We start from the raw sequence: 24,824 nt of genomic DNA, 5'->3' as shown, positions 1-24,824 counted from the left end.
CGCCGTCCGGCCTCGGGCACACTCCGCCCGTGCCGCCGCCCCTGCCGTCCGCGGACACCCCGACCGGGCGGCGCCGGTGGAACGCCCCGCTCGTCGTGGCCACGCTGCTGCTCGCCCTGTTCGCGGCGATGGCGCTGGTGCCGGCCGCGCTCGCCCCGGCCGACCCCCGCGCCTGCGACCTGGCCGACTCGCTCGTCCCGCCGTCGTGGGCGCACCCATTGGGCTTCGACCTCTTCGGCTGCGACCTGGCCGCCAAGGTCGTGTACGGCGCCCGGACGTCCCTGCTGCTCGTCGTGGCCGTCGTCGCCATCGCCGGGCCCGCCGCGCTGCTGCTCGGCACCCTCGCGGCCTACGCCGGCGGCTGGGTGGACGCGCTGGTCACCCGGGTCACCGACGTCTGGTCGGGCATCCCGCTGGTCCTGGGCGGCGTCATCCTGCTCAGCGCGACCGACCGGCGCGGCGTCGCGCAGGTGGTGGTCGTCCTGGCCGCCTTCAGCTGGCCGCCCATGGTACGGATCGTCCGGGCGAGCACCCGCCAGGTGCTGGCCCTCGACCACGTGACGGCGGCCCGGGCGCTCGGCGCCGGCCCCGTGCGGCTGCTCGGGCGCCACGTCCTGCCGTCGGCGGTGCGGCCACTGCTCGTGTTCACCAGCGCCTACGCGGGCTTCCTGGTCTCCGCCGAGGCCATCCTGACCTTCGCCGGCGTCGGCCTGCAGCGCCCCACCGACTCCTGGGGGATCCTGCTCGAGCAGGGCGGCGACGCGGCCTCGCGGGCGCCGCACGCGCTGGTGGCGCCGAGCGTCGTGCTGGTCGTGGCGGTGGCCGCCTTCGTCCTCCTCGGCGAGGGCCTGCGCGCCGCCGGCCGCGACGACGGGTCCCGATGAGTCCCGGCCGCCCGGCCGGTCGGGAGGACGTCGCCGCCGAACTCCGGAGGTCCCCCGTGCCGAGCACCGTCCAGCCGATCCTGGCCACCCGCGACGTCACGCGCCTGGTGCGCTTCTACGCGGGCGTCGCCGGCGCCGTCCCCACCCTGCGCGTGCCCGACGACGGTCCCGTCTTCTTCCAGGGCCTGCGGATCGGCGACTCCGACCTCGGGATCGTCGCCGACGACGGCATCGCGCCCGGCTCCCCCGGCCGAGTCCTGGTGGGCATCGAGGTCGACGACGTCGACGTCGCCCTCCCCCGGGTCGAGGAGCTGGGCGGCACGGTGACCGGCCCGGCGAACGACATGCCCTGGGGGCAGCGGGTGGCCCACGTCCAGGACCCCGACGGCTACCGGGTGGACCTGACCCCCACCCGGTAGCTGTTGCCTTTCCACCTTGGGAGGTGACCACCGTCTTGCCGTTCATTTGTTGGGGATAACGGACACAGGAGATCCGGAGCGACGACGACGACGTGCCGCCCGGCGTCAGTTCGTACCGTGCCCGCCGTCCCTGGCGAGTGCCGCCACGCCGTCCAGGTGGCAGCCCGGTGCGCGGACGAAGTCGGGCCGGCCGCGCCGGGGCGTCCGACACCCCCATCGGCCACGAGCCGGCGGCGGACCGGGTCGATCACCGCGACGAGCGCGCGCCCGGCGGCCGGGGCGGGCGCTCACGCCGGTCGTCGAGACGGAGCCCGAGTTGCTCACCGGGCTCCCGGTCGGCTCCGCCCGCGGCGGCTCGGCCGGACGGGTCCCTCGCCGTCGCCGTGGCGGCCGAGCGCACCGCCGCCACGTCCGACCACCCCTCCTCCGGGCACGCGGGGCGGGGTGCCCGCGCGCCCCACCCTCCCCTGCTGGTGTTGTTTTCCCGTCCGCCTTCGCTACTAAAAGGTTGTTCGGGATAACGGGGATGCGGAGGTCAGCGGTCCCGCCAGGAGCGGCCGGCGAGCCACCACTGCAGGCGCCGGGTGATCCACGGGAGCAGCAGGTACGTCATCAGGGGCGTGAGGGTGAGCGTCACGACCGCCACCCGCAGGGCGACGGGCAGGCCGCCCAGCCACACCCCGAGCGTCACCGTGGCCAGCAGGTTGAGCGGGTAGAAGACCAGCCAGATCGTCGTCGCCTGCTTCCACCGCGGCGGCGCCGCCGGCCCCGCCGGGGTGACCACCTCGGTCGCGGCCGGCTCGTCGAACCAGCCCTCGATGCCGGTGCGCCGCTCGGTGCGGGTCACCTCGGCCAGGCCCTCGGCCGAGCGCAGCCACCAGGCCCGCTCCGCCGACGCCTCCCACGCCTCGAGCGCCACCTGGTCGGTGAACCGGCAGAGCATGTGCCACTCGTCGGAGCCGCCGCGCGGGCGCACCCACCCCGCGCCGAGGAAGCCGGGGAACGACTCGGCCATCGTCAATCCGGCGCGGATCCAGGCGGTCATCTCGCGGGTGTGCGCGGGGTCGGCGCGCCGGGTGAAGGAGACCGTGACCGGCAGCTCCCGGGCGTCGACAGCGGGCGTCGTCGTCACGCCGTCCAGGATGAGCGGGCGGCCCGGGCCTCCGCAGCCGCGGGCGGCGTGATCCTCCCCGCTCTCGCTGCTCTTCTCCCCCGGGACGCGACCACCGGTCGGCTTGTACGTAAGTTGGGGATAACGGACGACACGGGGTCCTCCCGCATCCGGGCCGCTCCCAGACGCGTGCGGTTGACTCGCGGCGATGGACGTCGTGGAGCGCCTCTGGACCCGGGCCACCGCCGAGGCCCCGCTGCCGCCGGGCGTGCTCGCCGGAGCTGCCGTCGTCGCCCTGCTCGTGGTGGCCACCCCCGCGCTGTGGCGGCCGGCCCGCACGGTGGTGACGATCGCCCACGAGGGCGCCCACGGGCTCGCGGCGCTGGCCGCGGGACGCCGGTTGTCGGGCATCCGGCTGCACTCGGACACCTCCGGCCTGACCGTCTCCCGCGGCCGCCCCACCGGGCCGGGCATGGTCCTCACCTGCGCGGCGGGTTATCCCGGCCCGGCCTTGTTCGGGCTCGGAGCCGCGGCGCTGCTGGCGACCGGGCACGCCGCCGGGGTGCTGTGGGCGGTGCTCGCGCTGCTGGCGCTGCTGCTCCTGCAGATCCGCAACTTCTACGGACTCTGGGCGGTGCTGGTCACCGGCGCGGTGGTCGCGGGCGTCACCGCCTGGCTGCCCCCGGCCGGGCAGGCCGCCTTCGCCGCGGCCGTCACCTGGTTCCTGCTGCTCGCCGCCCCGCGGACGGTGCTCGAGCTGCAGCGGGCCCGCCGCCGGCGGACGGCGCCGGACTCCGACGCCGACCAGCTGGCCCGGCTCACCGGCCTGCCGGCACTCGGCTGGGTCGGGCTGTTCCTGCTGCTGGACGCCGGCGCGCTGGCCCTCGCCGGGTCCTGGCTGCTGCTCCCCTGAGCCCGGGACCCCCCGTCCCGCCGGCGGTCCCGCCCGTCATGCCGCACGCCAGCCCGGCGGCCACCAGGGCGATGCCCGCCCAGACCCCCGGCGCCGGCGGCGGGCCGCCCAGCGCGACGCCGGCCGCGGCCGCCGCCACGGGGGCGAGGCCGGTGAGCAGCCCCGCGCGCCCGGGCCCCATCCGGCCGACGGTGGCGTACCAGAGGACGAACGCGGCGGCGGTGACCGCCAGCGCGAGGTAGGCGACGGCGAGCAGGTCGCCGGCGTCCAGCCGCAGGAGGGTGCCGGGTCCCTCGGTGGTCAGGCCGAGGACGGTGAACCCGGCGGCGGCCAGCCAGGTGGTGTGCACCGAGACGCCCCACGCCCCGTGCCGGGCGAGCACGGGGACGGCGAGCAGCGTGAAGGCCGCCTCGCAGAGCAGCACCACGAGCGCCCACAGCAGCCCGGTGCCGTCGGTGCGCCCCAGCCCCTGCACCGCCGCGGCGCCCGCGGTGACCACGACCGCGGCCAGCAGCACCCGCGGCGCCGGGCGCTGCCCCTGCAGCAGCGGGCCGGCGGTGGCCAGCAGCAGGGGGACGCTCGCGACGGCGACCCCCAGCACCGCGGGCTCGGCGTGCGCGGCGCCCTCGACGAGGGCCACGTTGAACAGCACCAGCCCGGCGCCGGCGACGCCCGCGAGCCACGCCCACTCGGCGCCGCGGGGCCGCAGCACCGGCCGCCCGCCGGCCCGCGCCAGCAGCACGAGGACGGCGCAGGCGGCGGTGTAGCGCAGGGCCTGCGCGGTGGCGTCCGCGCCGCCGGGGAGCAGGCCGGAGACGGCGACGCTGCCGCCGACGAAGACCATCGCCAGGGCGCCGGGCAGGGCGGTCCGGAGCGCGCCGGGGGCGACGGCGGGCGGAGCGCCGGGGACGGCGGGCGGGGGGACGGGGGTGGCGGGTCCGGCGGGCACGGTGCGACCCTGACCGTCGAGCGGACCGGTGGACAGGTCCGATGAGGAGCAGATCCAGTGGACCGATCCGCCGGGGCCGACTTCCTGCAGCTGCGCCGCGACGAGGCACCGCCCCACGGCCTGACCGCGTGGCTGGTCGAGCGGGTGCGCGCGGCGGTCGCCGAGGGCCGCCTGGCGCCCGGCGCGGCGCTGCCCCCGACCCGGGTGCTCGCCCGCGACCTCGGCGCCTCCCGGGGCGTCGTCGTCGAGGCGTGGCGGCGGCTGGCCGACGAGGGGCTGGTGGTCGCCCGCACCGGCGCGGGCACGGTGGTCGCGGGCACGGTGGTCGCCGGCACGGTGCCGGCCTCCCCCGCGCCGCACCCGGCGCCCCTGGTGGCGGTGAGCCCGCTGCCGCCGGCCGACGTCCCCCGGCTGCCGGCGCCGGTGCCGGAGGGCGTCGACCTCGACCTCTCCCCCGGCGTCCCCGACCTCGCCGCGTTCCCGCGGGCCGCCTGGCTGCGGGCCGAGCGGGCGGTGCTGGCCGGCGCGAGCGACGCCGACCTCGGCTACGGCGACCCGCGCGGCCACCCGCGGCTGCGGACGGTGCTCGCCGCGTGGCTGGCCCGCACCCGCGGGCTGCGCGCCGACGCCGACGCCCTGGTGGTCGTGGCCGGGGTGGCCCAGACGCTGGCGCTGCTCGGCCCGCTGCTCGACGCGGCGTCCGGCGCCGGCACGGCGGTCGCCGTCGAGGACCCCGGGTCGCGCGGCGCCCGCGAGGCGCTGGCCCACCGGGGCGTCCCGACCGTCCCGGTGCCGGTCGACGGCGAGGGCCTGGTCGCCGCCGCGCTGTCCGGCAGCGGCGCGGGCGCGGTGCTGCTCACCCCGGCGCACCAGTTCCCCACCGGCGTCGTCCTCTCCCCCGCGCGGCGCCGCGCCGTGCTGGCCTGGGCGCGGGACACCGGGGGGCTGGTGGTGGAGGACGACTACGACGCCGAGCACCGCTACGACCGGCCGCCGGTGGCCGCGCTGCAGGCCGCCGCCCCCGGGTCGGTGCTGCACACCGGGAGCGTGTCCAAGAGCCTGGCGCCCGGGCTGCGGCTGGGCTGGGCGGTGCCGCCGCCGCACCTGCACGCCGAGCTGGTCGCCGCCCGGCACGCCGCCGACCTCGGCGGCCCGGTGCTGCCCCAGCTGGTGCTGGCCGAGCTGCTGGCCTCCGGCGCGCACGACCGGCACCTGCGCCGCGTGCGCACCCGCCAGCGGGCCCGCCGCGACACCGTCGTCGCCGCCGTGCGGGCGCACCTGCCCGGGGCGCGGGTCGAGGGGGTGGCGGCGGGCCTGCACCTGCTGCTCACCTTCCCCGGGCGGCCGGGGCTCGACGACACCGTGCTGGCCCGCCGGGCGCGGGAGGCCGGGGTGCTGGTGCACCCGCTGTCCTGGCACCGGGTGCGCCCCGGCCCGGCCGGGCTGGTGCTCGGCTACGCCGCGTCCCCGCCCGGCCGGCTCCAGGAGGCGGTCGCCCGCCTGGGCCGGGTGCTCGGCTGACCGCTAGTCGCGCCGGCCGTTGCCGCGGCGGCGGGGGGACGCGCCCGGCGGCTGGCGCACCGGCTCCACCTCCGGCGCGGGCGGGTTGTCCAGCGTCAGCTCGGCCTCGTCGACGGTGACCCGGCGGCCGTGGTGGTGCACGTCGAGCGGCTCGCCGTCGAGCAGCCGGTAGGTGGTCCGCTCCTTCTCGATCGCCACCTCCACGGTGCGCCCCTGGTAGGCCAGCCGGAACCGCAGCCGGCTGATCCGGGAGGGCAGCCGCGGCGCGAACAGCAGCCGGCCGTCGTGGTCGCGCATGCCGCCGAACCCGGCGACGGCCACCGTCCAGCCGCCGGCCAGGGAGGCGATGTGCAGGCCGTGACCCGCGTTGCCGTGCAGGTTCTGCAGGTCGGTGAGCGCGGCCTCGCCCCAGTAGTCGTAGGCGAGCTCGAGGTGCCCGGTCTCGGCGGCGACGACGGCCTGCTGCGCCGCCGACAGCGACGAGTCGCGCACCGTGCGGGCCTCGTAGTAGGCGAAGTCGGCGACCTTCTCCTCGTGGGTGAAGGCGTCCCCGCGCAGGTGCAGCGCCATCACCAGGTCGGCCTGCTTGACCACCTGCTTGCGGTAGATCTCGAAGTAGGGGTAGTGCAGCAGCAGCGGGTAGTGCGAGGCCGGCGTCCCGGCGAAGTCCCACTCCTCGTGGTGGGTGAACGCCTCGGACTGCATGTGCACCCCGAGCCGGGAGTCCCACGGCACCCGCATGAGCCGCGCGGCCCGGTGCCAGTACGCGACCTCCTCCTCGGTGACCTGCAGCCGCCCGGCGACGTCGGGCTGCCGCTCGACCGCCCGCGCCGCCTCGCGCAGGTTCCGCTGCGCCATGAGGTTCGTGTAGACGTTGTTGTCGACCACCGCGGTGTACTCGTCGGGGCCGGTCACCCCGTCGATGCGGAAGCCGTCCTCGGCGTCGAAGTGCCCGAGCGAGGCCCACAGCCGGGCGGTCTCGATGAGCAGCTCGGTGCCGAAGTCGCGGTCGAACTCGTCGTCGCCGGTGGCGTGCCAGTAGCGGACGACGGCGTCGGCGATGTCGGCGTTGATGTGGAAGGCCGCCGTCCCCGCCGGCCAGTAGCCGCTGGTCTCCTCGCCGCGGATGGTCCGCCACGGGAACGCCGCCCCCTGCCGGCCGAGCTCGCTGGCCCGTGCCCGGGCCAGGTCGAGGGTGGAGTGGCGCCAGCGCAGCGCGTCGCGGACCGCGTCGGGGGCGATGTAGGTGAGCACGGGGAGCACGTAGGTCTCGGTGTCCCAGAAGGTGTGCCCGTCGTAGCCGGGGCCGGTGAGCCCCTTGGCCGGGACGGGCTGGCGCTCGGCGCGCAGCGAGGCCTGCAGCACGTGGAAGACGCCGACGCGCACCGCCTGCTGCAGCTCGTCGTCGCCCTCGATCTCGACGTCGGCCAGCGCCCAGTGGGAGTCGAGGACCTCCTTCTGCTCGCGCAGCAGCCGCTCGAAGCCGGCGAGCTTCGCCGTCGCCAGGGCGCCCTCCACCTGGTCGCGCAGCGCGGCGGCCGAGCGGCGGGAGCTCCAGCCGTAGGCGAGGTACTTGACCAGCTTCAGCGACGAGCCCTGGGGCAGGCGGGCGGCGAGGGTGAAGCGGGCGAGGTCCTCGCCGGCCTCCATGTCCTCGGTGGCGCTGTCGGGCACGTCGACGACGTGGTCCATGCCGGCGGCCATGAGCAGCCTGCTGCGGCGGGTGCGGTGCACCAGGACCGCCCGCTGGCCGCGGCCGACGGCGAGCTCGTTGACCAGCGGGCGGCGCAGCGCGGCGGCGGCGCGCGGGTCGTCGCTCTCGCTACCGCTGTCGACCGGCTCGTTGGCCAGCAGGTCCGACTGCAGCGCCACGTACAGGTCGCCGCGGTTGTCGGTGCACTCGACGGAGTACTCGATGGCGGCGATCGAGCGGCGCCGCAGCGACACCAGCCGGGTGCTGGTGACCTTGACCGTGCGCCCGTTGGGCGAGCGCCACTCGGTGACCCGGCGCAGCACGCCGCGGCGCAGGTCGAGGGTGCGCCGGTGCTCGACGATCTCGCCGTAGTCGAGGTCGAGCGGGGTGTCGCCGACCAGCAGCCGCACCAGCTTGCCGTCGGTGACGTTGACGACCGTCTGCCCCTGCTCGGGGAAGCCGTAGCCGGCCTCGGCGTAGGGCAGCGGCCGCTCCTCGAAGAAGCCGTTGAGGTAGGTGCCGGGGACGACGATCGGCTCGCCCTCCTCGAACGAGCCGCGCATGCCGATGTGCCCGTTGGCGAGGGCGAACACCGACTCGTGCACGCCGAGGGAGGCGTGGTCCAGGCCGATCTCGGTGAGCGCCCACGGTTCGACCGGGAAGTCCGGCCGTCCCTCGGTCACCGGGCCTCCCCGCCCAGCAGCTGGTCCAGGTCGGTGACGACGACGTCGGCGCCGTTCTCGCGCAGCGCGTCGGCCTGGCCCACCCGGTCGACGCCGACGACGAGGCCGAAGTCGCCCGCCCGACCGGCGGCCACACCGGCCAGCGCGTCCTCGAAGACGGCGGCCTCGCCGGGCTCCACGCCGAGCGCGCGGGCGCCGGCGAGGAAGGTGTCGGGCGCGGGCTTGCCGCGCAGGCCCTGCACGGCGGTGACCACGCCGTCGACGCGGGCGTCGATGAGGTCGGCGAACCCGCCGGCGGCGATCACCTGCTCGCCGTTGGCCGAGGCGGTGACGACGGCGGTGGCCAGGCCCGCCTCCTTCACCGCGCGCAGGTAGGTCATCGACGCCGGGTAGACCTCGACGCCGTTCTCCGCCAGCTCGGCGAGCAGCAGCTCGTTCTTGCGGCTGCCGATGCCGTGCACCGTGGCGGCGTCGGGCGGGTCCTCCGGCGTGCCCTCGGGCAGGGTGATGCCGCGGCTGGCGAGGAAGTCGCGCACGCCGTCGGCGCGGGGCTTGCCGTCGACGTAGCGGTTGTAGTCGAGCTGGGTGAACTCGACGGCCCGCGGGTCGGTGGAGCGCAGGTACTCGTCGAAGGTGCGCTTCCAGGCGGCCATGTGGACCGTCGCCGTCCGGGTGAGGACGCCGTCCATGTCGAAGAGGCAGGCGCGGATGCGGTCCGGGAGTCCGAGCACGCGACGACGCTACCCACGGCGGCGGCGGACCGGCGCGTCGAGATCACCCGCGCGATCACCCACGCGGCGGTCGCAGGGCGCCGGGGACGGCGGCTGCCTAGGGTCGGCGCGGGGTTGCGCGTCCGCGCGCCCCGCCCGCCCGAGCGCCCGAGGAGAGGACCGCCATGGCCGACCGGCCCGTCCCGCCCGACCCGTACGACTTCCTGCCGCCCGTGCCGTCGTTCACGGTGACGAGCACCGACCTCACCGACGGCGAGGTCATGCCGATGCCGCACGTCAGCGGCGTGATGGGCGCCGGCGGCGAGGACCGCTCGCCCCAGCTGTCGTGGTCGGGCGCGCCCGAGGGGACGCGGGGCTACGCCGTCACCGTCTACGACCCCGACGCCCCCACCGCCAGCGGCTTCTGGCACTGGGTCGTCACCGGCATCCCCGGGTCGGTCACCGAGCTGCCCTCGGGTGCCGGCGACCAGGAGGGGTCGGGCCTGCCCGGGGGCGCCCGCCAGCTGCGCAACGACGGCGGCTTCCCCGGCTACGTCGGTGCCGCTCCGCCGGCCGGGCACGGCCCGCACCGCTACTTCGTCGTGGTGCACGCGCTCGACACCGAGGACATGGGCGTGCCGGCCGACGCCACCCCGGCCTTCCACGGCTTCAACCTCTTCGGGCACACGCTGGCCCGGGCGACGCTGGTGGTCACCTACACGCAGGAGTAGCCCCGGCACAGCCGGAACGACACCGTCCGCCCCGGACGGGTGCGCGCGGCCCGGCGCCGGGTACCCCGGGTCCATGAGCGCTCAAGCAGTGGCGCCACCCCGTGCCGGCCGGCCGGCGCGCGCGCTGCTGGTCCCGGCCGCCGTCCTGCTGCTCCTGGGGTCCCTGCTGGGCGCCCCGGGGCGGGCGGCGGCCGGGCCGCCGGCGGCCGAGGTCGTCCCCGCGGTCGCCGGCGCGTGGACGGTGCCCGGCACGCTGGCGGTCGCGCTGACCGTCCAGGCCGAGCCCGCGGCGGGCCTCACCCGGCGCGCCCTGGACGCCGGGGACGCCCGGACGGGCCGGCGCACCGCCGACAACGGCGCGGCCGCCGACCGCCCGTTCCCCACCGCCTCGATGGTCAAGCTGTTCCTCGCCGAGGACCTGCTGCACCGTGCCCGGGCAGGCTCCGTGGCCCTCGACGGCCGCGACTGGCGGCTGCTGCAGGAGATGATCCGCAGCTCCGACGACCCCGCCGCCTCGGAGCTGTGGGTGCGCTTCGACGGCCCGCGCATGGTGCGCGACGTCGCCGCCCGCTACGGCCTGACCGGCACCGCCCCGCCGGCCGACCCGTCGCAGTGGGGCGAGACGACGACCACCGCCCGCGACCTCGCCCGCTTCCTCGCCGAGCTGCCCCGGGTGGCCGCCCCCGCCGACGCCGCCACCCTGCTCGCCTGGATGCGCACCGCCACGCCGCTGGCCGCCGACGGCTTCGACCAACGCTTCGGCGCCTTCGGCACGCTGCCCGGGATGCCCGCGGTCAAGCAGGGCTGGATGTGCTGCGTGGACGGCCAGCGGCACCTGCACTCGGTCGCGGTGAGCGGCGACCGGGTGGTGGTGCTGCTCAGCGAGGTGCCGCGGTCGGTGTCCTACGACCAGGCCCGCGCGGCGCTGTCGGCCGCCGCGGCCGCGCTGCCGCCGCCCCGCGCCTGAGCTCCCGGCGGCTCAGGGACCCGGCGGGCGGGCCGCGACGCCGGTGGCGCCGAGCCAGGCGAAGCCGACCCGCTCGTACACCCGCGCGACGTCGTCGTCCCCGGCGGTGAGGAAGACCAACTCGGCGGTCTCCCGGGCCTGCGCGACCAGGGCGGAGGCCAGCGCCGCGCCCACGCCCCGGCCGCGGCGGCGCGGGGAGCTCGCCACCCCGACGATCTCGGTGATCTCGGTGCCGTCGACGTCGACCGGCGAGTGCGAGCCCACCCCCACCGGCTGCCCGTCCTCCAGGGCCACCATCACGACGGTGCGGCCGGTGGCCACCCGCTCGCGCAGCACCTCGGCCCGCGCGGCCGAGGGGCCCTCGAGGTCGTCGGGGTGGGCGTCGTCGGCGTGCGGGGCGAAGCCGGTCTCCAGCAGGTGCTGGTAGTGCGGCAGGGCCGGGTCCTCGGAGCCCACGAGGTAGAGCCGCACCCCGGGGGGCAGCAGCAGCTCCACCGGGTCGTCGACCACCAGCAGCGGGAACTCCGACACCACGAGGCCCGCCTCGCGGGCGGCGGCCCCGAGCGACGGCGTCCGCTGGGTCACCCACTCGACGGCGGCCGGCAGCCCGGCCTCCTCCTGCAGCTCGACGGCGGCGCGGACGTCGGCGGCGGTCACCCGGCCGACCCCGCGGCGCGGGCGGGCCGGGTGGGGCCAGGCCGCCGAGCCGACCGGCACGTCGAGCCCGCCGACCGGGACGACGCGCGTGTCGGGCAGCGGCGCGGCGGCGGCGTACCGCTCGACGCAGTCGAGCAGCCCTCGGCGGGTCGGCACACCGGAACCCTAGACGCGGCGGCCCGTCCCGGCCCCCGGCGGACCCGGGATCACACCCCGGTGCGCCCGGGCGGGTGACCCGCCGGTCGGGGCACCGGCCCACGGGCGGCACGATGGGCCGCGTGACGGCAGGGACCCGGCCCCAGATCTCGCCCTACGCGGCATTCGACCGCGAGGCGTGGCGCGCCCTCGCCGGCTCCGGCACCCTCCCGCTCGACGAGGCCGAGCTGCGCGCGCTGCGCAGCCTCGGCGACCGCATCGACCTCGACGAGGTCGCCACCGTCTACCTGCCGCTGGCCGAGCTCCTGCGCCTGCACGTCACCGCCAGCCAGCGCCTGTGGGCCGCGCAGAGCCGGTTCCTCGGCGACACCACGGCCAAGGTCCCCTACGTCATCGCCGTCGCCGGCAGCGTCGCCGTCGGCAAGTCCACCACCGCCCGGCTGCTGCAGACCCTGCTCGCCGCCGGGCCGGACTCCCCCCGCGTCGACCTGGTGACCACCGACGGGTTCCTCTGGCCCAACGCCGTCCTCGAGCAGCGCGGGCTGATGTCGCGCAAGGGCTTCCCGGAGAGCTACGACCGGCGGGCGCTGATCCGCTTCCTCGCCGACCTCAAGTCCGGCCGCGGCGAGGTGAGCGCGCCGGTCTACAGCCACCAGTCCTACGACGTGCTGCCCGGGCAGCGGCAGCTGGTCGACCGGCCCGACATCCTCGTGCTCGAGGGGCTCAACGTGCTGCAGGCCGGCCGCCGCGACGACGGCCGGGTGCCGGAGGTGTTCCTGTCGGACTTCTTCGACTTCTCCGTCTACGTCGACGCCGGCGAGTCCGACATCCAGCAGTGGTACGTCGAGCGGTTCCTCGCCCTGCGGCGCACCGCCTTCGCCGACACCTCGGCCTACTTCCACCGCTACGCCGACCTCAGCGACGACGACGCCCGCGCCACCGCGCTGTCGATCTGGGCGGCGGTGAACGGGCCGAACCTGCGGCAGAACATCGCGCCGACGCGCTCGCGGGCCCGGCTGGTGCTGCAGAAGTCCGCCGACCACTCGGTGCGACGCATCCTGCTCCGCAAGCTCTGACCCCTCCCCCTCGCTGCCCGTCCCGTTCTCGCGGCGGTGTCGGCCGCAAGTTGGGGATAACGGACTGAGCGGGCCGTCGGCGGGGCGTGCGGGCATGGCGAGGTGTGACGACCCGGGCGGGTGACGTCGTGAGTTCCGTCACCTGACGGGCGGGGGGAGCGGGCGCACACTCGAAGACGTCCGGTCACCGGACGACCACGAACCGTCACACCGCCGCCGTCCGCGGCGGACAGATCGGGAGCCTCCGATGTGCGTACACCCCACCCCCTGCCCCGACGCGACCAGCGACGCCCGTGACCTCGCGGCCGTCGTGAGCGGCCACCCCGAGCAGGGCTGGAGCCTGCTGTGCAACGGCGTCGTCCTCTTCGACGACGACGGCGAGCTGCTGCCCGACGGCCGCGCGGTCGCCGACCACCACCAGTGGCGGACGGCGGGCCTCGTCAGCGCCTGACCCTCCCCGGGGCCGGCGCGGGAGGTCAGCCGAACGCCGCGCCGGCCGCGTCGGTCAGCAAGGCGGTGAACGCCGCCGGGTCGGGGTCGGCCGCGTCCGGCGCCGCCGACTGGGCCAGCAGCAGCCCCCGCGTGCCGTCGAGGACGACGCCGACGAGCACGCTGCGCGGGTCCCTTCCCTCCGCGTCGACCGTCACCCGGACGGCGGCGCTCTGCTCCCCCAGCGCGGGCGCGTCGAGGGCGGCCACCTCGGCCGTCGCGCTCCAGCCCCACGGCCCGCTGGTGGTGACCGACGCGCAGTCGGCCAGCAGCCGGTCGAGCGGGAGCTGCAGGTCCGCCAGGGCCGGGGACTCCCCGATCGCCTCCACCGTCTGCGTCGACGGCGTCCGGGCCACCTGGGCGGCCACGCTGAGCGAGTCCTCGAGGCCGTCGAGCGCGGGCAGCGCGTCCAGCGCGGCGGCGCACTCCGGCGGCTCCACGGTCACCGCGTCGGACCACTCGTCCCACCGGTCGCCGTCGCCGTCCCCGTCGGTGTCGCTGTCGTCGTCGTGCCAGGGGCCGTACCAGCCGCCGTACCAGCCGCCGCCCCAGCCTCCCCACCCTCCCCAGCCGCCGCCGGCGGTGCCGAGCTGGTCGGTGGTGACGGTGACGACGGTGGCGTCCGCGCCGAACGCCTCCGCCGGGAGCAGCCGGTCACGCAGCTCGCCGCCGCCGGCCGGCTCCTCGGCCGGGCTCGGGGACGGCGTCGGTGAGGGGGCGGGCGCGGTCTCGGACGGCGTCGGGGACGGCGTCGCGGACGGTGTCGCGGAGGGTGTCGGCTCCTCGGTGGCCGCTGCCGGGGCGAGCGGCCCCGGGTCCCGGGCGCCGACGCCGGCGCAGCCCGCCGTCAGCAGGGCACCCGCGGCCAGCGCCGCCCCCGCCGCCCGGACCCGCCGCCTGCTGCTCGACCGCGACACTCCCATGGGCCGATGGTCCTCCCGGCCGACGGCGGCGTCACCGGCCACAGGTCGGAACCGGACCGCGCCTCTGGTCGTTGCCGGACGGTCCGCCGCCGCTCCCTCCCCCGGAGGTCCCCGTGCCGACCACCTCGCTCTCCCTCCCCCCGGTTCCCGCCCAGGCCGACCGGCTGGTCGCCCTCGGCCTGCACGAGCGCGCCGGGCTCACGGCCGCCGAGCTGCGGTCGGCGGCCGGAGCGGCCGGGGACGACGCGCTGCTGGTGCTCGACCCCGCGTCGGTGCCGCCGTCGGCGCTGGTGCCCGAGGTGCGGTGGCGGGACCGGCCGGCGTTCGTCGTGGTCGACATGACCGACCTCGACGACTTCGCGCCGGTCCCGGGCGCCGAGCCACCGCCGGGCCCCGCCTACCTGCTGTGCGGGCCCGACCGCGGCGACGAGTACCTGGACGTGACACCGGACGAGGCGCTGCCGCGGATCCGGGCGGCCGGGCGCTCGCCGCTCACGCTGGCGGAGGGCCTCACCTGGCTGCTGCAGTGCCCCGACGTGCTCGAGCGCAACGCCTGCACGATGACCGTCGGCTCGCGGCTGCGGCGGGCGAACGGCTCCCTCGACGCACGCACCCCGGCGCTGTGGATCAGCAACGGCACCGGCCGCGACGGCCGGGAGCGCCGCAACGCGCCCAAGGTCGGCTGGTGCTGGGCGGGCAACCGGCACACCTGGCTCGGCATCGCCTCGGCGTCCGGGCGGGTCCCCGTGACGTGATGGAACGGCCCCGCTGCAGGGCCCCGCGCCGAGCGTGCGAGGCGTGGGGGGGCAGCGGGGTCCTCCATCAGGCCGGGGCGCCCACCACGTCGGCGGCGGTGCCGAGGTCGTCGGGGGCGCCCTCACCGCGGTCGGGCACGTGCGTCCGCGGCGCGGAGGCGGGCTCCGGCTCGGCGAAGGCCTCCGGCGGCGGGCAGGAGCAGACCAGGTTGCGGTCACCGAAGGCCTGGTCGATCCGACGCACCGGCGCCAGGTAGCCGCGGGTGGTCAGCGAGGACACCGGGAACACCGCCGTCGACCGCGGGTAGGGCCGCTCCCACTCCCCGGCGAGCATCTTCAGCGTGTGGGGGGCGTTGCGCAGCGGGTTGTCCTCGCGGTCGTACTCCCCGCTGGCGACCCGCTCGATCTCGCCGCGGATGGTCACCATCGCCGCGACGAACCGGTCGAGCTCGTCCTTGTCCTCGCTCTCGGTGGGCTCGACCATCAGCGTGCCGGCCACCGGGAAGCTCATCGTCGGGGCGTGGAAGCCGAAGTCGACCAGCCGCTTGGCGACGTCGTCGTTGGTGATGCCGGTGGCCCGGGTGAGCGGCCGGATGTCGAGGATGCACTCGTGGGCGACCAGCCCGTTCTCCCCGGCGTAGAGCACGGGGAAGTGCTCGCGCAGCCGGGCGGCGAGGTAGTTGGCGCCCAGCACCGCGTGCTCGGTGGCGCGCTGGAGCCCGTCGGGGCCCATCAGCCGCAGGTAGGCCCACGAGATGGGCAGGATCCCGGCCGACCCGAACGGCGCCCCCGACACCGCCGGGCCCTGCCCGCCGGTCTCCACCAGCGGGTGCCCGGGGAGGAAGGGCACCAGGTGCTCCCGGACGCCGATCGGGCCGACACCGGGGCCGCCGCCGCCGTGCGGGATGCAGAACGTCTTGTGGAGGTTGAGGTGGCTGACGTCGGAGCCGAACCGGCCCGGCCGCGCCAGCCCCACCATCGCGTTGAGGTTGGCGCCGTCGACGTAGACCTGGCCGCCGGCGTCGTGCACCGCGGCGCAGATCTCCCGGATCTCGGTCTCGAACACCCCGTGCGTCGACGGGTAGGTGATCATGATCGCCGCGAGCCGGTCGGCGTGCTGGTCGATCTTCGCGCGCAGGTCGGCGACGTCGACGTTGCCGGCCTCGTCGCAGGCCACCACGACCACCCGCATCCCGGCCATGACGGCGCTGGCGGCGTTCGTGCCGTGCGCGGAGCTCGGGATGAGGCAGACGTCGCGGTGGGGCTCGCCGCGGGAGGCGTGGTAGCCGCGGATGGCCAGCAGGCCGGCGAACTCGCCCTGCGAGCCGGCGTTGGGCTGCACGCTGACGGCGGCGTAGCCGGTGATCTCCGCGAGCCAGGTGCACAGCTCGTCGATCAGCTGCCGGTAGCCGCGGGCCCGGTCGGCCGGGGCGAAGGGGTGCAGCCCGGCGAACTCCGGCCAGGTGATCGCGGCCATCTCGACGGCGGAGTTGAGCTTCATCGTGCAGGAGCCCAGCGGGATCATCGTGCGGTCCAGCGCGAGGTCCTTGTCCGACAGCGAGCGCAGGTAGCGCATCATCGCCGTCTCCGAGCGGTGCGCGGAGAAGACCGGGTGCGTGAGGAACGGGGTGCGCCGGCGCAGCTCGTCGGGCAGCGCGTCGGGGCCGTCGTCGTCCAGGGCCGCGTCCACGTCGACGAGGTCCGCCGCCACCCCGAAGGCCTCGGCGACCAGGCGCAGCACGTCCGGCGTCGTCGTCTCGTCGCAGGCGACGGCCACGGTGTCGGCGTCGACCAGGCGCAGGTCCACGTCGCGCTCGGCGGCTGCGGCGACCACCCCGGCGGCGCGGCCGGGGACGCGGGCCTGCACGGTGTCGAAGAACGACCCGTGCACGACCTCGACGCCGCCGGCGCGCAGCCACGAGGCCAGCGCCAGGGCGCTGCGGTGCACGCGGGCGGCGATCGCGGTGAGCCCCTCGGGCCCGTGGTAGACGGCGTAGGCGCCGGCCATCACGGCCAGCAGCACCTGCGCGGTGCAGATGTTGCTCGTCGCCTTCTCGCGGCGGATGTGCTGCTCGCGGGTCTGCAGCGCCAGCCGGTAGGCGACGTCGCCGTCGGCGTCGACCGAGACGCCGACCAGCCGTCCGGGCAGCTGGCGGGCCAGGCCCTCGCGGACCGACAGGTAGCCGGCGTGCGGGCCGCCGTAGCCGAGGGGGACGCCGAAGCGCTGGGTGCTGCCGCAGGCGACGTCGGCGCCCCACTCGCCCGGCGCCTCCAGCAGGGTGAGGGCGAGGACGTCGGCGGCGACGACGACCGAGGCGCCGGCGGCGTGCGCGGCCTCGGCGAGGGCGCGGTGGTCGCGGACGGCGCCGCTGGCCCCGGGGTAGGACACGAGGACGCCGAACGCGCCGGCCTCGGGCAGGTCGGTGGGCCAGCCCAGGCTCAGGTCGGCGACGTGCAGGCCGATGCCGAGGGGCTCGGCGCGGGTCTCGAGGACGGCGAGGGTCTGCGGGAGCGTGTCGGCGTCGACGACGAAGACCGCGCCCGCCTTCGCCCGGCCGGCGCGGCGGACCAGCGTCATGGCCTCGGCGGCGGCGGTGGCCTCGTCGAGCATGGAGGCGCCGGCGACGGGCAGGCCGGTGAGGTCGGCGACCATCGTCTGGAAGTTCAGCAGCGCCTCGAGCCGGCCCTGGCTGATCTCGGGCTGGTAGGGCGTGTAGGCGGTGTACCAGGCGGGGTTCTCGAGGATGTTCCGCTGGATGACCGCCGGGGTGACGGTGCCGGAGTAGCCGAGGCCGATCATCGGGACGGTCACCCGGTTGGCCGCGGCCCGCTCGCGCAGCTCGGCGAGGACGGCGGCCTCGTCGGCGGCGGCGGGGAGGCTCAGCGCGTCGCGGTCGCGGACGGTCTCGGGGACGGTCGCGTCGACCAGCGACTGCAGCGAGTCGTACCCGACCGCCTCGAGCATCGCGGCGGTCTCGTCGGCGCGTGGGCCGATGTGACGGGCCGCGAACGAGCTCGCGGGGCTCAGCGACCGGAGTGACGGGAGAGGGCCAGCGACTGCGTCCGCCATTGTCACGACGCTACCAGCGGCTCTCGGACACCCGTCCCGCCGTGGCCGCGACGCATGTCGCGTGTGGGGGTCTCCGGCCCAGGCCCCCGGGGCGTCCTCCGGCGGCGGTCCGGACGAGCGGGGGCCCGGAGGGTCCCCCGAGTCGGGACGGGACGCAGGACGAGGACCGCGGGACGCGAGCCGCCCTGCGAGGTCGGCGAGCCGAGCGGGGGCCGGAGGCCTCCCGAGGCACGCCGAGGAACGGCTCCGCGCCTGTGGGGCACGGCACCGGGCCGCGGTGCGGTCCGGAGGACCGCGATGTGTCAGGCGGGCTGGGCGCGGCGCCGGCGACGCATCGCCAGCTCGTCGTCGGCGGCCACCAGCGGGGCGCCGTCGAGCCGCTCGGCCGGGAGCTCGGCGAGCTCCCCCGACAGCTCGCGCAGCGCACCAGACACGGCGATGCCGAAGACGCCCTGCCCGCCGGCGAGCAGGTCGACGACCTCCTCGGCGGAGGTGCACTCGTAGACCGTGGCCCCGTCGCTGAACAGCGTGACGTTGGCGAGGTCCTTGATGCCGCGGTTGCGCAGGTGGTCGACGGCCTTGCGGATGTTCTGCAGCGACACCCCGGTGTCGAGCAGCCGCTTGACCACCTTCAGCACCAGGATGTCCCGGAACGAGTACAGCCGCTGCGTCCCCGAGCCGGTCGCACTGCGGACCGACGGGGCGACCAGGCCGGTACGGGCCCAGTAGTCCAGCTGGCGGTAGGTGATCCCGGCGGCGGCACACGCCGTCGGGCCGCGGTACCCGACGAGGTCGGTGTCGACCTCGTCGTAGTCCGTCACCCCCACGGCGGCGTCGCTGAAGAGCTGACCCTGGGAGCCCTCGCTCTGGTCGCTCACGACAGCGGTCCTCCTTCGCGTGCCGTCGCGGGCGCGACGGCCACTCCGGTCCGATCCGCTTCCCCTCGGATCACACCGGTGTCGTCCGCGACCGTAAGCCGGGCCACCAGGGCGGTCAACTGACGCGGGCGGCGTGTCGCCGCAACCACCCCGGTCGGGGGGTATCGGCAGGTGCGTGCGGCTGCTGTAGCCGGCGCGGTGCGGGTGGGACCCGTGTGACGGGCGAGGCGCCCGGGGTCCCACCCGTCCCGCGCGCTCAGGCCGACCCGGAGCCGGCGCCGAAGTCCTCGGGCGAGATCTGGTCGAGGAACTCGCGGAACTTCTCGACCTCGTCCTCCTGCTCGTCGGGGATCTCGATCCCCACCTCGTCGAGCAGGTCCTCGGCCCCGTAGATGGGCGCGCCGGTGCGGACGGCGAGGGCGACGGCGTCCGACGGGCGGGCGCTGACGACGCGGTCGTCGCCGAAGACGAGCTCGGCGATGTAGATGCCGTCGCGCATCTCGGTGATGTTGACCGCCTCGAGGGTGGCGCCCAGCGTGCGGACGACCTCGCGGAGCAGGTCGTGCGTCATGGGCCGCGCCGGCCGGACACCCTGCTGCTCGAACGCGATGGCCGCGGCCTCGACGGCGCCGATCCAGATGGGCAGGTAGCGCTCGCCCTGCGTCTCCTTGAGCAGCAGGATCGGCTGGTTGCCGGGCAGCTCGACCCGGACCCCGACGACTCTGAGTTCCTGCACGGTGGGGCTCCCTCAGCTGCGGCGGTACGGGTGGTCACCGGTGCGGCGCGGACGGGCGGGCCTCCCGGGCCTGTCCACCGTACGCCGGACTCAGGAGGGCAGGAGACCCCGGAGGCGCGCCTCCAGCAGCCCCCGGTGCAGCTGCACGGACAGCGCCGAGAGCTCCGCCAGCTTGGCCGCCGCGCGGTCGCGGGCGTCCTCCGCGCGGGAGCGCAGGACGGGGGCGAGCAGCTGCTCGACGAGGTCCGCCTCGCGCTCCGCGGCGGTGCGGAAGAAGCGCAGGTGACGGGCCTCGATGCCGTGCCGGGCGAGCCCTGCGGCGGCGCGGGCGACCGGCAGGTCGGCCGCCGGGTGGCGGCCCTCGGCGTCGGGCACGAGCAGGCCGTACTGGACGCAGTCGGCGAGCTGGCCCGGGTCGAGGCCGGCCGCCGCGGCGAAGGCGTCGGCGTCCATCGGGCCGGACATGCCGCCGTCACCCGCCGGGCCGGCCGCCTGCGAAGGCGACGGCGCGGGCGGCGGGCCGGGCGACGGCTCGGGCGGCGGGGCCGCGGCCCCGGGGGCGGCCGGCGGCGGGCTGCCGGCACCGGGTGCCGGCAGCCCGCGGTCGAGCGCCTCGAGGTGCTCCTTGATGACCTTGAGCGGCAGGTAGTGGTCCCGCTGGGCGGTGAGCACGTACCGCAGCCGCTCGACGTCGGCGCGGGAGAACTTCCGGTACCCCGAGGCGGTGCGCTCCGGGGACACCAGGCCCTCCGCCTCGAGGAACCGGATCTTGCTGATGGTGACGTCGGGGAAGTCGTCGCGCAGCGCGGTCAGCACCGCCCCGATGGCCAGGCGCGGCGTGCGCGCGTCGGCGCCGTCCCGGGACGCACCGGCGGGCGCTCCGGGCACGGGGTCAGCGGGCCGCGGGCTCGCCGGTGCGCGGGCCGGTGAGGTAGACGAGGCGGAACTTGCCGATCTGCACCTCGTCACCCCCGGCCAGGGTCGCGACGTCGACCGGCTCGCGGTTGACGTAGGTGCCGTTGAGGCTGCCGACGTCGTGCACCGAGAAGCCGCCGCCCTCGCGGTGGAACTCGACGTGCCGGCGGCTGACGGTCACGTCGTCGAGGAAGATGTCGCTGTCGGGGTGCCGGCCGGCGGTGGTGACGTCCTGGTCGAGCAGGAACCGGCTGCCGGCGTTCGGGCCGCGCTTGACGACCAGCAGCGCCGACCCGGCGGGCAGCGACTCGACGGCGCCCGCGTGGGCGTCCGCGGCGGGCTCGCTCACCTCGGGGACGTCGGTGGTGTCCTCGCCGCCGACCTTCGGGATGACGCTGGTCGACTCGCCGACGCGCTCCTGGGAGAGGGCGGCGCCGCACTGCGCACAGAAGCGACTGCCCTCGGGGTTGTCGTGGCCACAGCGAGTGCAGTGCACGTCTGTTCTCCTCCGGTGCAGGGCGGCACCGCCGCGAGCGAGTCCGCGGGCGGCCGGCGGACGACGGTCCGGTCGGTGCCGTCGTGGGTCGGCTGCCGTGCGGCGCACGGCGGGCCGTTGGTCATGGAACCAGCGGTCGGACCGAGGGTCAACCGGACGTCGGGGCGACGTCACACCTGTCCCAGCGGCCCGGCCGAGGGCCGGTTCCCGGGGGCAGCATAGTGATCGCCCCGGGGAGGCCGGCCTCGGCGGGGGGCGGTCAGGACGCGTCGACCAGCGCCTGGTAGGCGGCCGCGTCGAGCAGGTCGGCGGTGGCGTCGGCGGCGTCGCCGGCCACGGTGATCTCGACCAGCCAGCCCGCCCCGTAGGGGTCGGCGTTGATGGTCTCGGGCGCGTCGCCGAGCGCCTCGTTGACCGCCGAGACGGTGCCGGGCACCGGCGAGTAGACGTCGGAGACCGACTTGGTCGACTCCACCTCGCCGATCGGGTTGCCGGGGCCGACCTCCTCCCCCACCTCGGGCAGCTGGACGAACACGATGTCGCCGAGCGCGTCCTGCGCGTGGTCGGTGATGCCCACGCGGACGACGGTGCCGTCCTGGACCAGCGCCCACTCGTGCTGGTCGGTGTAGCGGCGGTCGTCCGGTGTGGTCGTCATGCGGCGGGTCTCCTGGGGTCGGTGCGGAACGGGACCACCGGCCTAGTCGCCGGGGTCCGGCTGAGCGTATTGAGGCTCGTCGAGCGGCCGCAACGCGTCCACCACGACCCGGTCGCGCTGCTCGATGTCGACGCTGCCGCCCTGCCGGCCGACCCGGTCGACGACGCCGCCGGGGATGCTCATCGCCGTCCGGAGGTCCTGCGCCGAGCCGATGACGACCACCTCGTAGGGCGCCTCCACGGGCCGCCCGTCGATCCGCAGGGCGCCCGGGGTGCCGGTGACGGCGGTGGAGACGCCGATCCGGACGCCGTCGATCTGCATGGTCTCCGCGCCGGCGCCGCGCAGCTCCTGGACGGCGTCGAGGAGGTCAGCGACGCGCACCTGGCCCTCGGGGTCGCGGATGGTGACCACCAGCCCGGGCCCCTCCGCGGCGACGGTGCCGTTGAGGATCGCGAGGGAGTCGGCGCGGGAGGTGGCGTCCTCGAGGGCGGCGGCCGCCTGGCTGTCGCTGTCGGACAGCTCGCGCAGGTCGGCCCGCTGGTCGGCGATCTGGGCGCGCAGCCGCTCCTCCTGCGCGTCGAGGTCGTCGAGGATGCCGATCAGGTCCTCCTCGCGCACGCCCTCGAGCGCCTCGCCGGTGTCGGTGCTGCGCACCTGGACGGCGATCGCGAAGCCGAGCAGCACGGTGAGCACCGCGATGAGGGAGGCGGCCACCAGCGACGAGCGCCGTCGCCGGGGCGGCGTCGCCCGTGCCGCGACGGGCTCCGCCGGGGACTCCGGCACGTCGTTGCGGGGCTCCGGCGCCGCGTCCTCCGGCACCGCGTCCTCCGGCACCGCGCCCTCCGGCGCCGTCTCCTCGGGCGCCGTCTCCTCGGGCACCGCGCCCTCCGGCGCCGCGTCCTCCGGCGCCGTCTCCTCGGGCACCGCGCCCTCCGGCCGGTCGCCGGGACGCCCGTCGCCGCTCATGCCCGGAACAGGTGCCGGCGGATGGCCGCGGCGTTGCCGAAGATGCGGATGCCGAGGACCACGACGACGGCCGTGGACAGCTGCGCGCCGACGCCGAGCTGGTCGCCGAGGAAGACGATCAGGCCGGCGACGACGACGTTGGACACGAACGAGATCACGAAGACCTTCGCGTCGAAGACGCCGTCGAGCCGGGCGCGGGCGCCGCCGAACACCGCGTCGAGCGCGGCGACGACGGCGATCGGCAGGTAGGGCTGCAGCCACAGCGGGACGGTCGGGTCGAGGACGAGGCCGAGCGCGATGCCGACGGCCAGGCCGATCACGGGGATCACGGCTCAGCCCCCCGTCCCGCCGGCGGCGGCCTCGGCCGGCACCCCGGTGTAGGGGTCGGCGGATCGCAGTTCGGGGACTCCCCCGGCGGGCACGGACAGCTCGTCCTCCTGGGCGAACTCGAAACGCAGGCCGAACGACTCGGAGATGACCGCGAGGGCGTTCACCTCGGGGCTGCCCAGGAACCGGGGCCGGAGCTCGTCCGGGTCGCCGATCGCGCTGACGAGGTAGGGGTTGGTGACGGGGCGGAAGTCGACGAGGACCGCCTCGCCGGCGAAGCGGATCGCGGTGGTGGGGCCCAGGCGCTGGCCGTTGATGCTGACCGCCTCGGCGCCGGCGGCCCACAGGGCGTTGACCACCAGCTGCAGGTCACCGTCCTGGACGCGGCCGCGCTCGTCCTCGGTGGCCGAGCCCCCGACCGGGTCGGCGTCGGCGTCGGGCTCGGCGTTGGCCAGGGTGACCACCAGGCCCGGCCCGCTCACCGCGTCCAGGCCGGCGGCGAGCTCCGCGGCGTCGAGGTCGTCGAGGGCGCGCTGGCCGACGGCGCTGGCGGCCAGCGCGTCGGCGCGGGCGCCGGTGACCTCGCCGCGCAGGCGCTCGAGCTCGGCGGCGAGCTCGTCGGTGGAGGCCGAGCGGGCCTGGATGTCCTCGATGAGCGCCGCCCGCCGCTCCTCCCGGCCCTCGGCGCCGGAGGCGGCCTGGTCGTAGGTGACGGAGAACAGCAGGCCGGCCGCGGCCATCGTCGTGGCGACGGCGAGCGGGCCGAGCCGGCGCCGCCACGGCGGGCGGTCGGGCGCGCCGTCGGCGGCGCGGGCGGCTCGCGCGGCGGCGGCCTGCGCGTAGGCGGGGTCGAGGGTCTCGGCGAGGACCTGGTCGAGCAGCGAGGCGCCCATCGACCGCGGCCCGCTGCCGCGGGGCCGGGGCCCGGGCGCGGTCACGGCCCCGGCCGGGGTCCGGTGCCCGCGGGGGACGCCCCGGCGCGCTCGGCGCGCAACAGGCCGACGACCTGGACGACGTAGAGCAGCCCGGCGAGCACGTACAGGGCGCTGCCCCAGATCGTCAGCGCCCAGGCGAACGGCGCCACCCACGACCAGCCGCCGCCCCCGCTGGCCAGCAGCAGCAGCGGGAAGGCGTAGAGCAGCAGGAAGGTGGCCGCCTTGCCGAGGTAGTGCACCTGCAGCGGCGGGTAGCCGGCGCGGCGCAGCAGTACCAGCATCCCCCCGAGGACGAGCTCCCGGCCGACGAGCACCGCGACCAGCCACAGCGGGACGACGTCGCGCAGCACGAAGGCGACCAGCGTCGCGACGATGTAGAGGCGGTCGGCGGCCGGGTCGAGCAGGGCGCCGAGCCGGCTGGACTGGCCGAGCAGGCGGGCGAGCTTGCCGTCGGCCCAGTCGGTGACGCCGGAGACCATGAGGACGACGACCGCCCAGCCGTCCTCCTCCGGGCCGAGCAGCAGCCACAGGAACAGCGGCACGCCGAGCAGCCGCAGCACCGACAGCGCGTTGGGGACCGTCCACACCCGGTCGGGCAGCTCGTTGCGGTCGGACACGGTGGACCCCGCCCCGGCGTCCGGGACGGGACGGCCCGGGGACGCCGGGACTGCGGCCGACGGCCCCTGCGACGACGTCACTGCTCCTCCACCCCGCTGCACACCGTTGCCGAGGCTAGTGTCCCGCGGCGACATCCCCGGACGCGGCGCACCGGCGGTCCCGCCGCCCCTGCCCGGCCGGGAGGCCCGCCCGGGGGCTCGGCGGTCGCCCGGGTCAGCGGCGCCGGCCGCTCCCGGCGTCGCGCTCCAGGACGGCCTCGACCCAGGAGCGCAGGTCCTCCTCGGCGGCCAGCGCGGCGTCGTCGACGGCGATCCACCCCTCCCCCATCGACCGGCCCGCGCCCATCTCCGCCCGCCGCGCCCCCGGCCGGGCGAGGTACTCGGCGTCGCGCTCCGCGGGGACCCGCGCCAGCAGGGCGCCCCCGCCGGTGGAGACGCAGGCGGCCATGGCGCCGTCGACCATGAACGCCAGACCGCCGAACATGGCGACCTCCCGGACCTCCCGCCCCTCCGGGAGGGCGCGGCGGACGCGCTCGGCCAGCTCGGCGTCGTGGGGCATGCACCGTCTCCTCCGTGCGGGACCGGGTCCGCC

26 protein-coding genes are annotated in these 24,824 nt (G+C 76.7%); 9 read left to right on the top strand and 17 right to left on the bottom strand.

Going from position 1 to position 24,824, the window contains the following annotated elements; genetic code table 11:
* Positions 1-29 precede the first annotated feature (29 nt).
* On the top strand, positions 30-884 hold the full coding sequence (locus tag BUE37_RS08575; protein ID WP_073419814.1) for an ABC transporter permease: 855 nt from the start codon (positions 30-32) through the stop codon (positions 882-884).
* A 56-nt stretch (positions 885-940) separates the two neighbouring features.
* The gene (locus tag BUE37_RS08570; protein ID WP_073419813.1) at positions 941-1,303 is read left to right on the top strand and encodes a VOC family protein; all 363 of its coding nucleotides are present in this window, start codon (positions 941-943) and stop codon (positions 1,301-1,303) included.
* A gap of 535 nt (positions 1,304-1,838) precedes the next feature.
* On the opposite strand, the gene BUE37_RS08565 is transcribed toward BUE37_RS08570, so the two are convergent.
* On the bottom strand, positions 1,839-2,435 hold the full coding sequence (locus BUE37_RS08565; protein ID WP_073419812.1) for an antibiotic biosynthesis monooxygenase: 597 nt from the start codon (positions 2,433-2,435) through the stop codon (positions 1,839-1,841).
* Positions 2,436-2,622: 187 nt separating this feature from the next.
* Between BUE37_RS08565 and BUE37_RS08560 the strand changes: the two genes are divergently transcribed.
* Positions 2,623-3,327 (top strand): M50 family metallopeptidase, encoded by a 705-nt coding sequence (locus tag BUE37_RS08560; RefSeq protein WP_073419811.1) that lies wholly within the window; start codon positions 2,623-2,625, stop codon positions 3,325-3,327.
* Here the strand turns inward: BUE37_RS08560 and BUE37_RS08555 are convergent.
* The gene (locus BUE37_RS08555) at positions 3,233-4,276 is read right to left on the bottom strand and encodes a DMT family transporter (RefSeq protein ID WP_073419810.1); all 1,044 of its coding nucleotides are present in this window, start codon (positions 4,274-4,276) and stop codon (positions 3,233-3,235) included. The two genes, BUE37_RS08560 and BUE37_RS08555, sit on opposite strands and share 95 nt — an antisense overlap.
* A 57-nt stretch (positions 4,277-4,333) precedes the next feature.
* On the opposite strand from BUE37_RS08555, the gene pdxR reads away from it, so the two are divergent.
* Entirely contained in the window at positions 4,334-5,797 is a 1,464-nt protein-coding gene (pdxR, locus tag BUE37_RS08550) for a MocR-like pyridoxine biosynthesis transcription factor PdxR (protein ID WP_073419809.1), read from the top strand.
* Between the two features lie 3 nt (positions 5,798-5,800).
* Here pdxR and BUE37_RS08545 read toward each other — a convergent pair whose 3' ends face one another.
* Positions 5,801-8,173, bottom strand: coding sequence for a glycoside hydrolase family 65 protein (locus BUE37_RS08545; protein WP_073419808.1), 2,373 nt, complete (start codon positions 8,171-8,173; stop codon positions 5,801-5,803).
* Entirely contained in the window at positions 8,170-8,904 is a 735-nt protein-coding gene (locus BUE37_RS08540; protein WP_073419807.1) for an HAD family hydrolase, read from the bottom strand. The genes BUE37_RS08545 and BUE37_RS08540 overlap by 4 nt, the downstream gene beginning before the upstream one ends.
* 164 nt (positions 8,905-9,068) lie before the next feature.
* On the opposite strand from BUE37_RS08540, the gene BUE37_RS08535 reads away from it, so the two are divergent.
* Both BUE37_RS08535 and BUE37_RS08530 read left to right on the top strand, forming a co-directional pair.
* Positions 9,069-9,614, top strand: a complete 546-nt coding sequence (locus BUE37_RS08535; protein WP_073419806.1) for a YbhB/YbcL family Raf kinase inhibitor-like protein — start codon at positions 9,069-9,071, stop codon at positions 9,612-9,614.
* 73 nt (positions 9,615-9,687) lie between these two features.
* The gene (locus BUE37_RS08530) at positions 9,688-10,581 is read left to right on the top strand and encodes a serine hydrolase (protein WP_073419805.1); all 894 of its coding nucleotides are present in this window, start codon (positions 9,688-9,690) and stop codon (positions 10,579-10,581) included.
* Positions 10,582-10,593: 12 nt separating this feature from the next.
* On the opposite strand, the gene BUE37_RS08525 is transcribed toward BUE37_RS08530, so the two are convergent.
* Positions 10,594-11,394 carry a GNAT family N-acetyltransferase gene (locus tag BUE37_RS08525; RefSeq protein WP_073419804.1) on the bottom strand — a complete coding sequence of 267 codons (801 nt, stop codon included), beginning with the start codon at positions 11,392-11,394 and terminating at the stop codon, positions 10,594-10,596.
* Between the two features lie 113 nt (positions 11,395-11,507).
* Here BUE37_RS08525 and coaA point away from each other — a divergent pair, with 113 nt between their 5' ends.
* Both coaA and BUE37_RS08515 read left to right on the top strand, forming a co-directional pair.
* Positions 11,508-12,470 carry a type I pantothenate kinase gene (coaA, locus tag BUE37_RS08520; RefSeq protein WP_073420659.1) on the top strand — a complete coding sequence of 321 codons (963 nt, stop codon included), beginning with the start codon at positions 11,508-11,510 and terminating at the stop codon, positions 12,468-12,470.
* Between the two features lie 247 nt (positions 12,471-12,717).
* Positions 12,718-12,921: a DUF5999 family protein gene (locus BUE37_RS08515; RefSeq protein WP_073419803.1), complete on the top strand. Its 204-nt coding sequence runs from the start codon at positions 12,718-12,720 to the stop codon at positions 12,919-12,921.
* Between the two features lie 25 nt (positions 12,922-12,946).
* On the opposite strand, the gene BUE37_RS08510 is transcribed toward BUE37_RS08515, so the two are convergent.
* Positions 12,947-13,882 (bottom strand): hypothetical protein, encoded by a 936-nt coding sequence (locus BUE37_RS08510; RefSeq protein ID WP_139252900.1) that lies wholly within the window; start codon positions 13,880-13,882, stop codon positions 12,947-12,949.
* Between the two features lie 113 nt (positions 13,883-13,995).
* On the opposite strand from BUE37_RS08510, the gene BUE37_RS08505 reads away from it, so the two are divergent.
* Positions 13,996-14,637, top strand: coding sequence for a DUF5701 family protein (locus tag BUE37_RS08505; protein ID WP_073419801.1), 642 nt, complete (start codon positions 13,996-13,998; stop codon positions 14,635-14,637).
* A 67-nt stretch (positions 14,638-14,704) separates the two neighbouring features.
* Here the strand turns inward: BUE37_RS08505 and gcvP are convergent, their stop codons facing one another.
* The 11 genes from gcvP to BUE37_RS08450 form a co-directional block, all read right to left on the bottom strand.
* On the bottom strand, positions 14,705-17,707 hold the full coding sequence (gcvP, locus tag BUE37_RS08500; RefSeq protein WP_073419800.1) for an aminomethyl-transferring glycine dehydrogenase: 3,003 nt from the start codon (positions 17,705-17,707) through the stop codon (positions 14,705-14,707).
* Positions 17,708-18,009: 302 nt separating this feature from the next.
* Positions 18,010-18,585, bottom strand: coding sequence for a MerR family transcriptional regulator (locus BUE37_RS08495; protein WP_073419799.1), 576 nt, complete (start codon positions 18,583-18,585; stop codon positions 18,010-18,012).
* Positions 18,586-18,841: 256 nt separating this feature from the next.
* Positions 18,842-19,321: a bifunctional nuclease family protein gene (locus tag BUE37_RS08490; protein WP_073419798.1), complete on the bottom strand. Its 480-nt coding sequence runs from the start codon at positions 19,319-19,321 to the stop codon at positions 18,842-18,844.
* Between the two features lie 90 nt (positions 19,322-19,411).
* Positions 19,412-20,209: a transcriptional regulator FtsR gene (gene ftsR, locus BUE37_RS08485; RefSeq protein ID WP_073419797.1), complete on the bottom strand. Its 798-nt coding sequence runs from the start codon at positions 20,207-20,209 to the stop codon at positions 19,412-19,414.
* Between the two features lie 4 nt (positions 20,210-20,213).
* Complete coding sequence (odhI, locus tag BUE37_RS08480; protein ID WP_175562821.1) at positions 20,214-20,732, bottom strand: oxoglutarate dehydrogenase inhibitor Odhl; 519 nt, start codon at positions 20,730-20,732, stop codon at positions 20,214-20,216.
* Between the two features lie 259 nt (positions 20,733-20,991).
* Positions 20,992-21,387, bottom strand: a complete 396-nt coding sequence (gcvH, locus tag BUE37_RS08475) for a glycine cleavage system protein GcvH (RefSeq protein WP_073419796.1) — start codon at positions 21,385-21,387, stop codon at positions 20,992-20,994.
* Between the two features lie 42 nt (positions 21,388-21,429).
* Complete coding sequence (locus tag BUE37_RS08470) at positions 21,430-22,353, bottom strand: DUF881 domain-containing protein (RefSeq protein ID WP_083628499.1); 924 nt, start codon at positions 22,351-22,353, stop codon at positions 21,430-21,432.
* Complete coding sequence (locus BUE37_RS08465) at positions 22,350-22,682, bottom strand: small basic family protein (protein ID WP_073419795.1); 333 nt, start codon at positions 22,680-22,682, stop codon at positions 22,350-22,352. The genes BUE37_RS08470 and BUE37_RS08465 overlap by 4 nt, the downstream gene beginning before the upstream one ends.
* 3 nt (positions 22,683-22,685) lie before the next feature.
* Positions 22,686-23,618, bottom strand: coding sequence for a DUF881 domain-containing protein (locus BUE37_RS08460; RefSeq protein ID WP_245794447.1), 933 nt, complete (start codon positions 23,616-23,618; stop codon positions 22,686-22,688).
* Positions 23,615-24,232, bottom strand: a complete 618-nt coding sequence (gene clsA / locus BUE37_RS08455) for a cardiolipin synthase ClsA (protein ID WP_073420655.1) — start codon at positions 24,230-24,232, stop codon at positions 23,615-23,617. Before clsA ends, BUE37_RS08460 begins: the two co-directional genes overlap by 4 nt.
* 214 nt (positions 24,233-24,446) lie before the next feature.
* On the bottom strand, positions 24,447-24,791 hold the full coding sequence (locus BUE37_RS08450; RefSeq protein WP_073419794.1) for a TfoX/Sxy family protein: 345 nt from the start codon (positions 24,789-24,791) through the stop codon (positions 24,447-24,449).
* Positions 24,792-24,824 lie beyond the last annotated feature (33 nt).

The sequence above is a fragment of the Geodermatophilus nigrescens genome, from assembly GCF_900129495.1.
In the GTDB taxonomy this organism is placed as follows: Bacteria; Actinomycetota; Actinomycetes; order Mycobacteriales; family Geodermatophilaceae; genus Geodermatophilus; species Geodermatophilus nigrescens.
The sequence above is the reverse complement of the archived record's forward strand: the minus strand, read 5'-3'. Positions and strand labels throughout refer to the sequence as shown.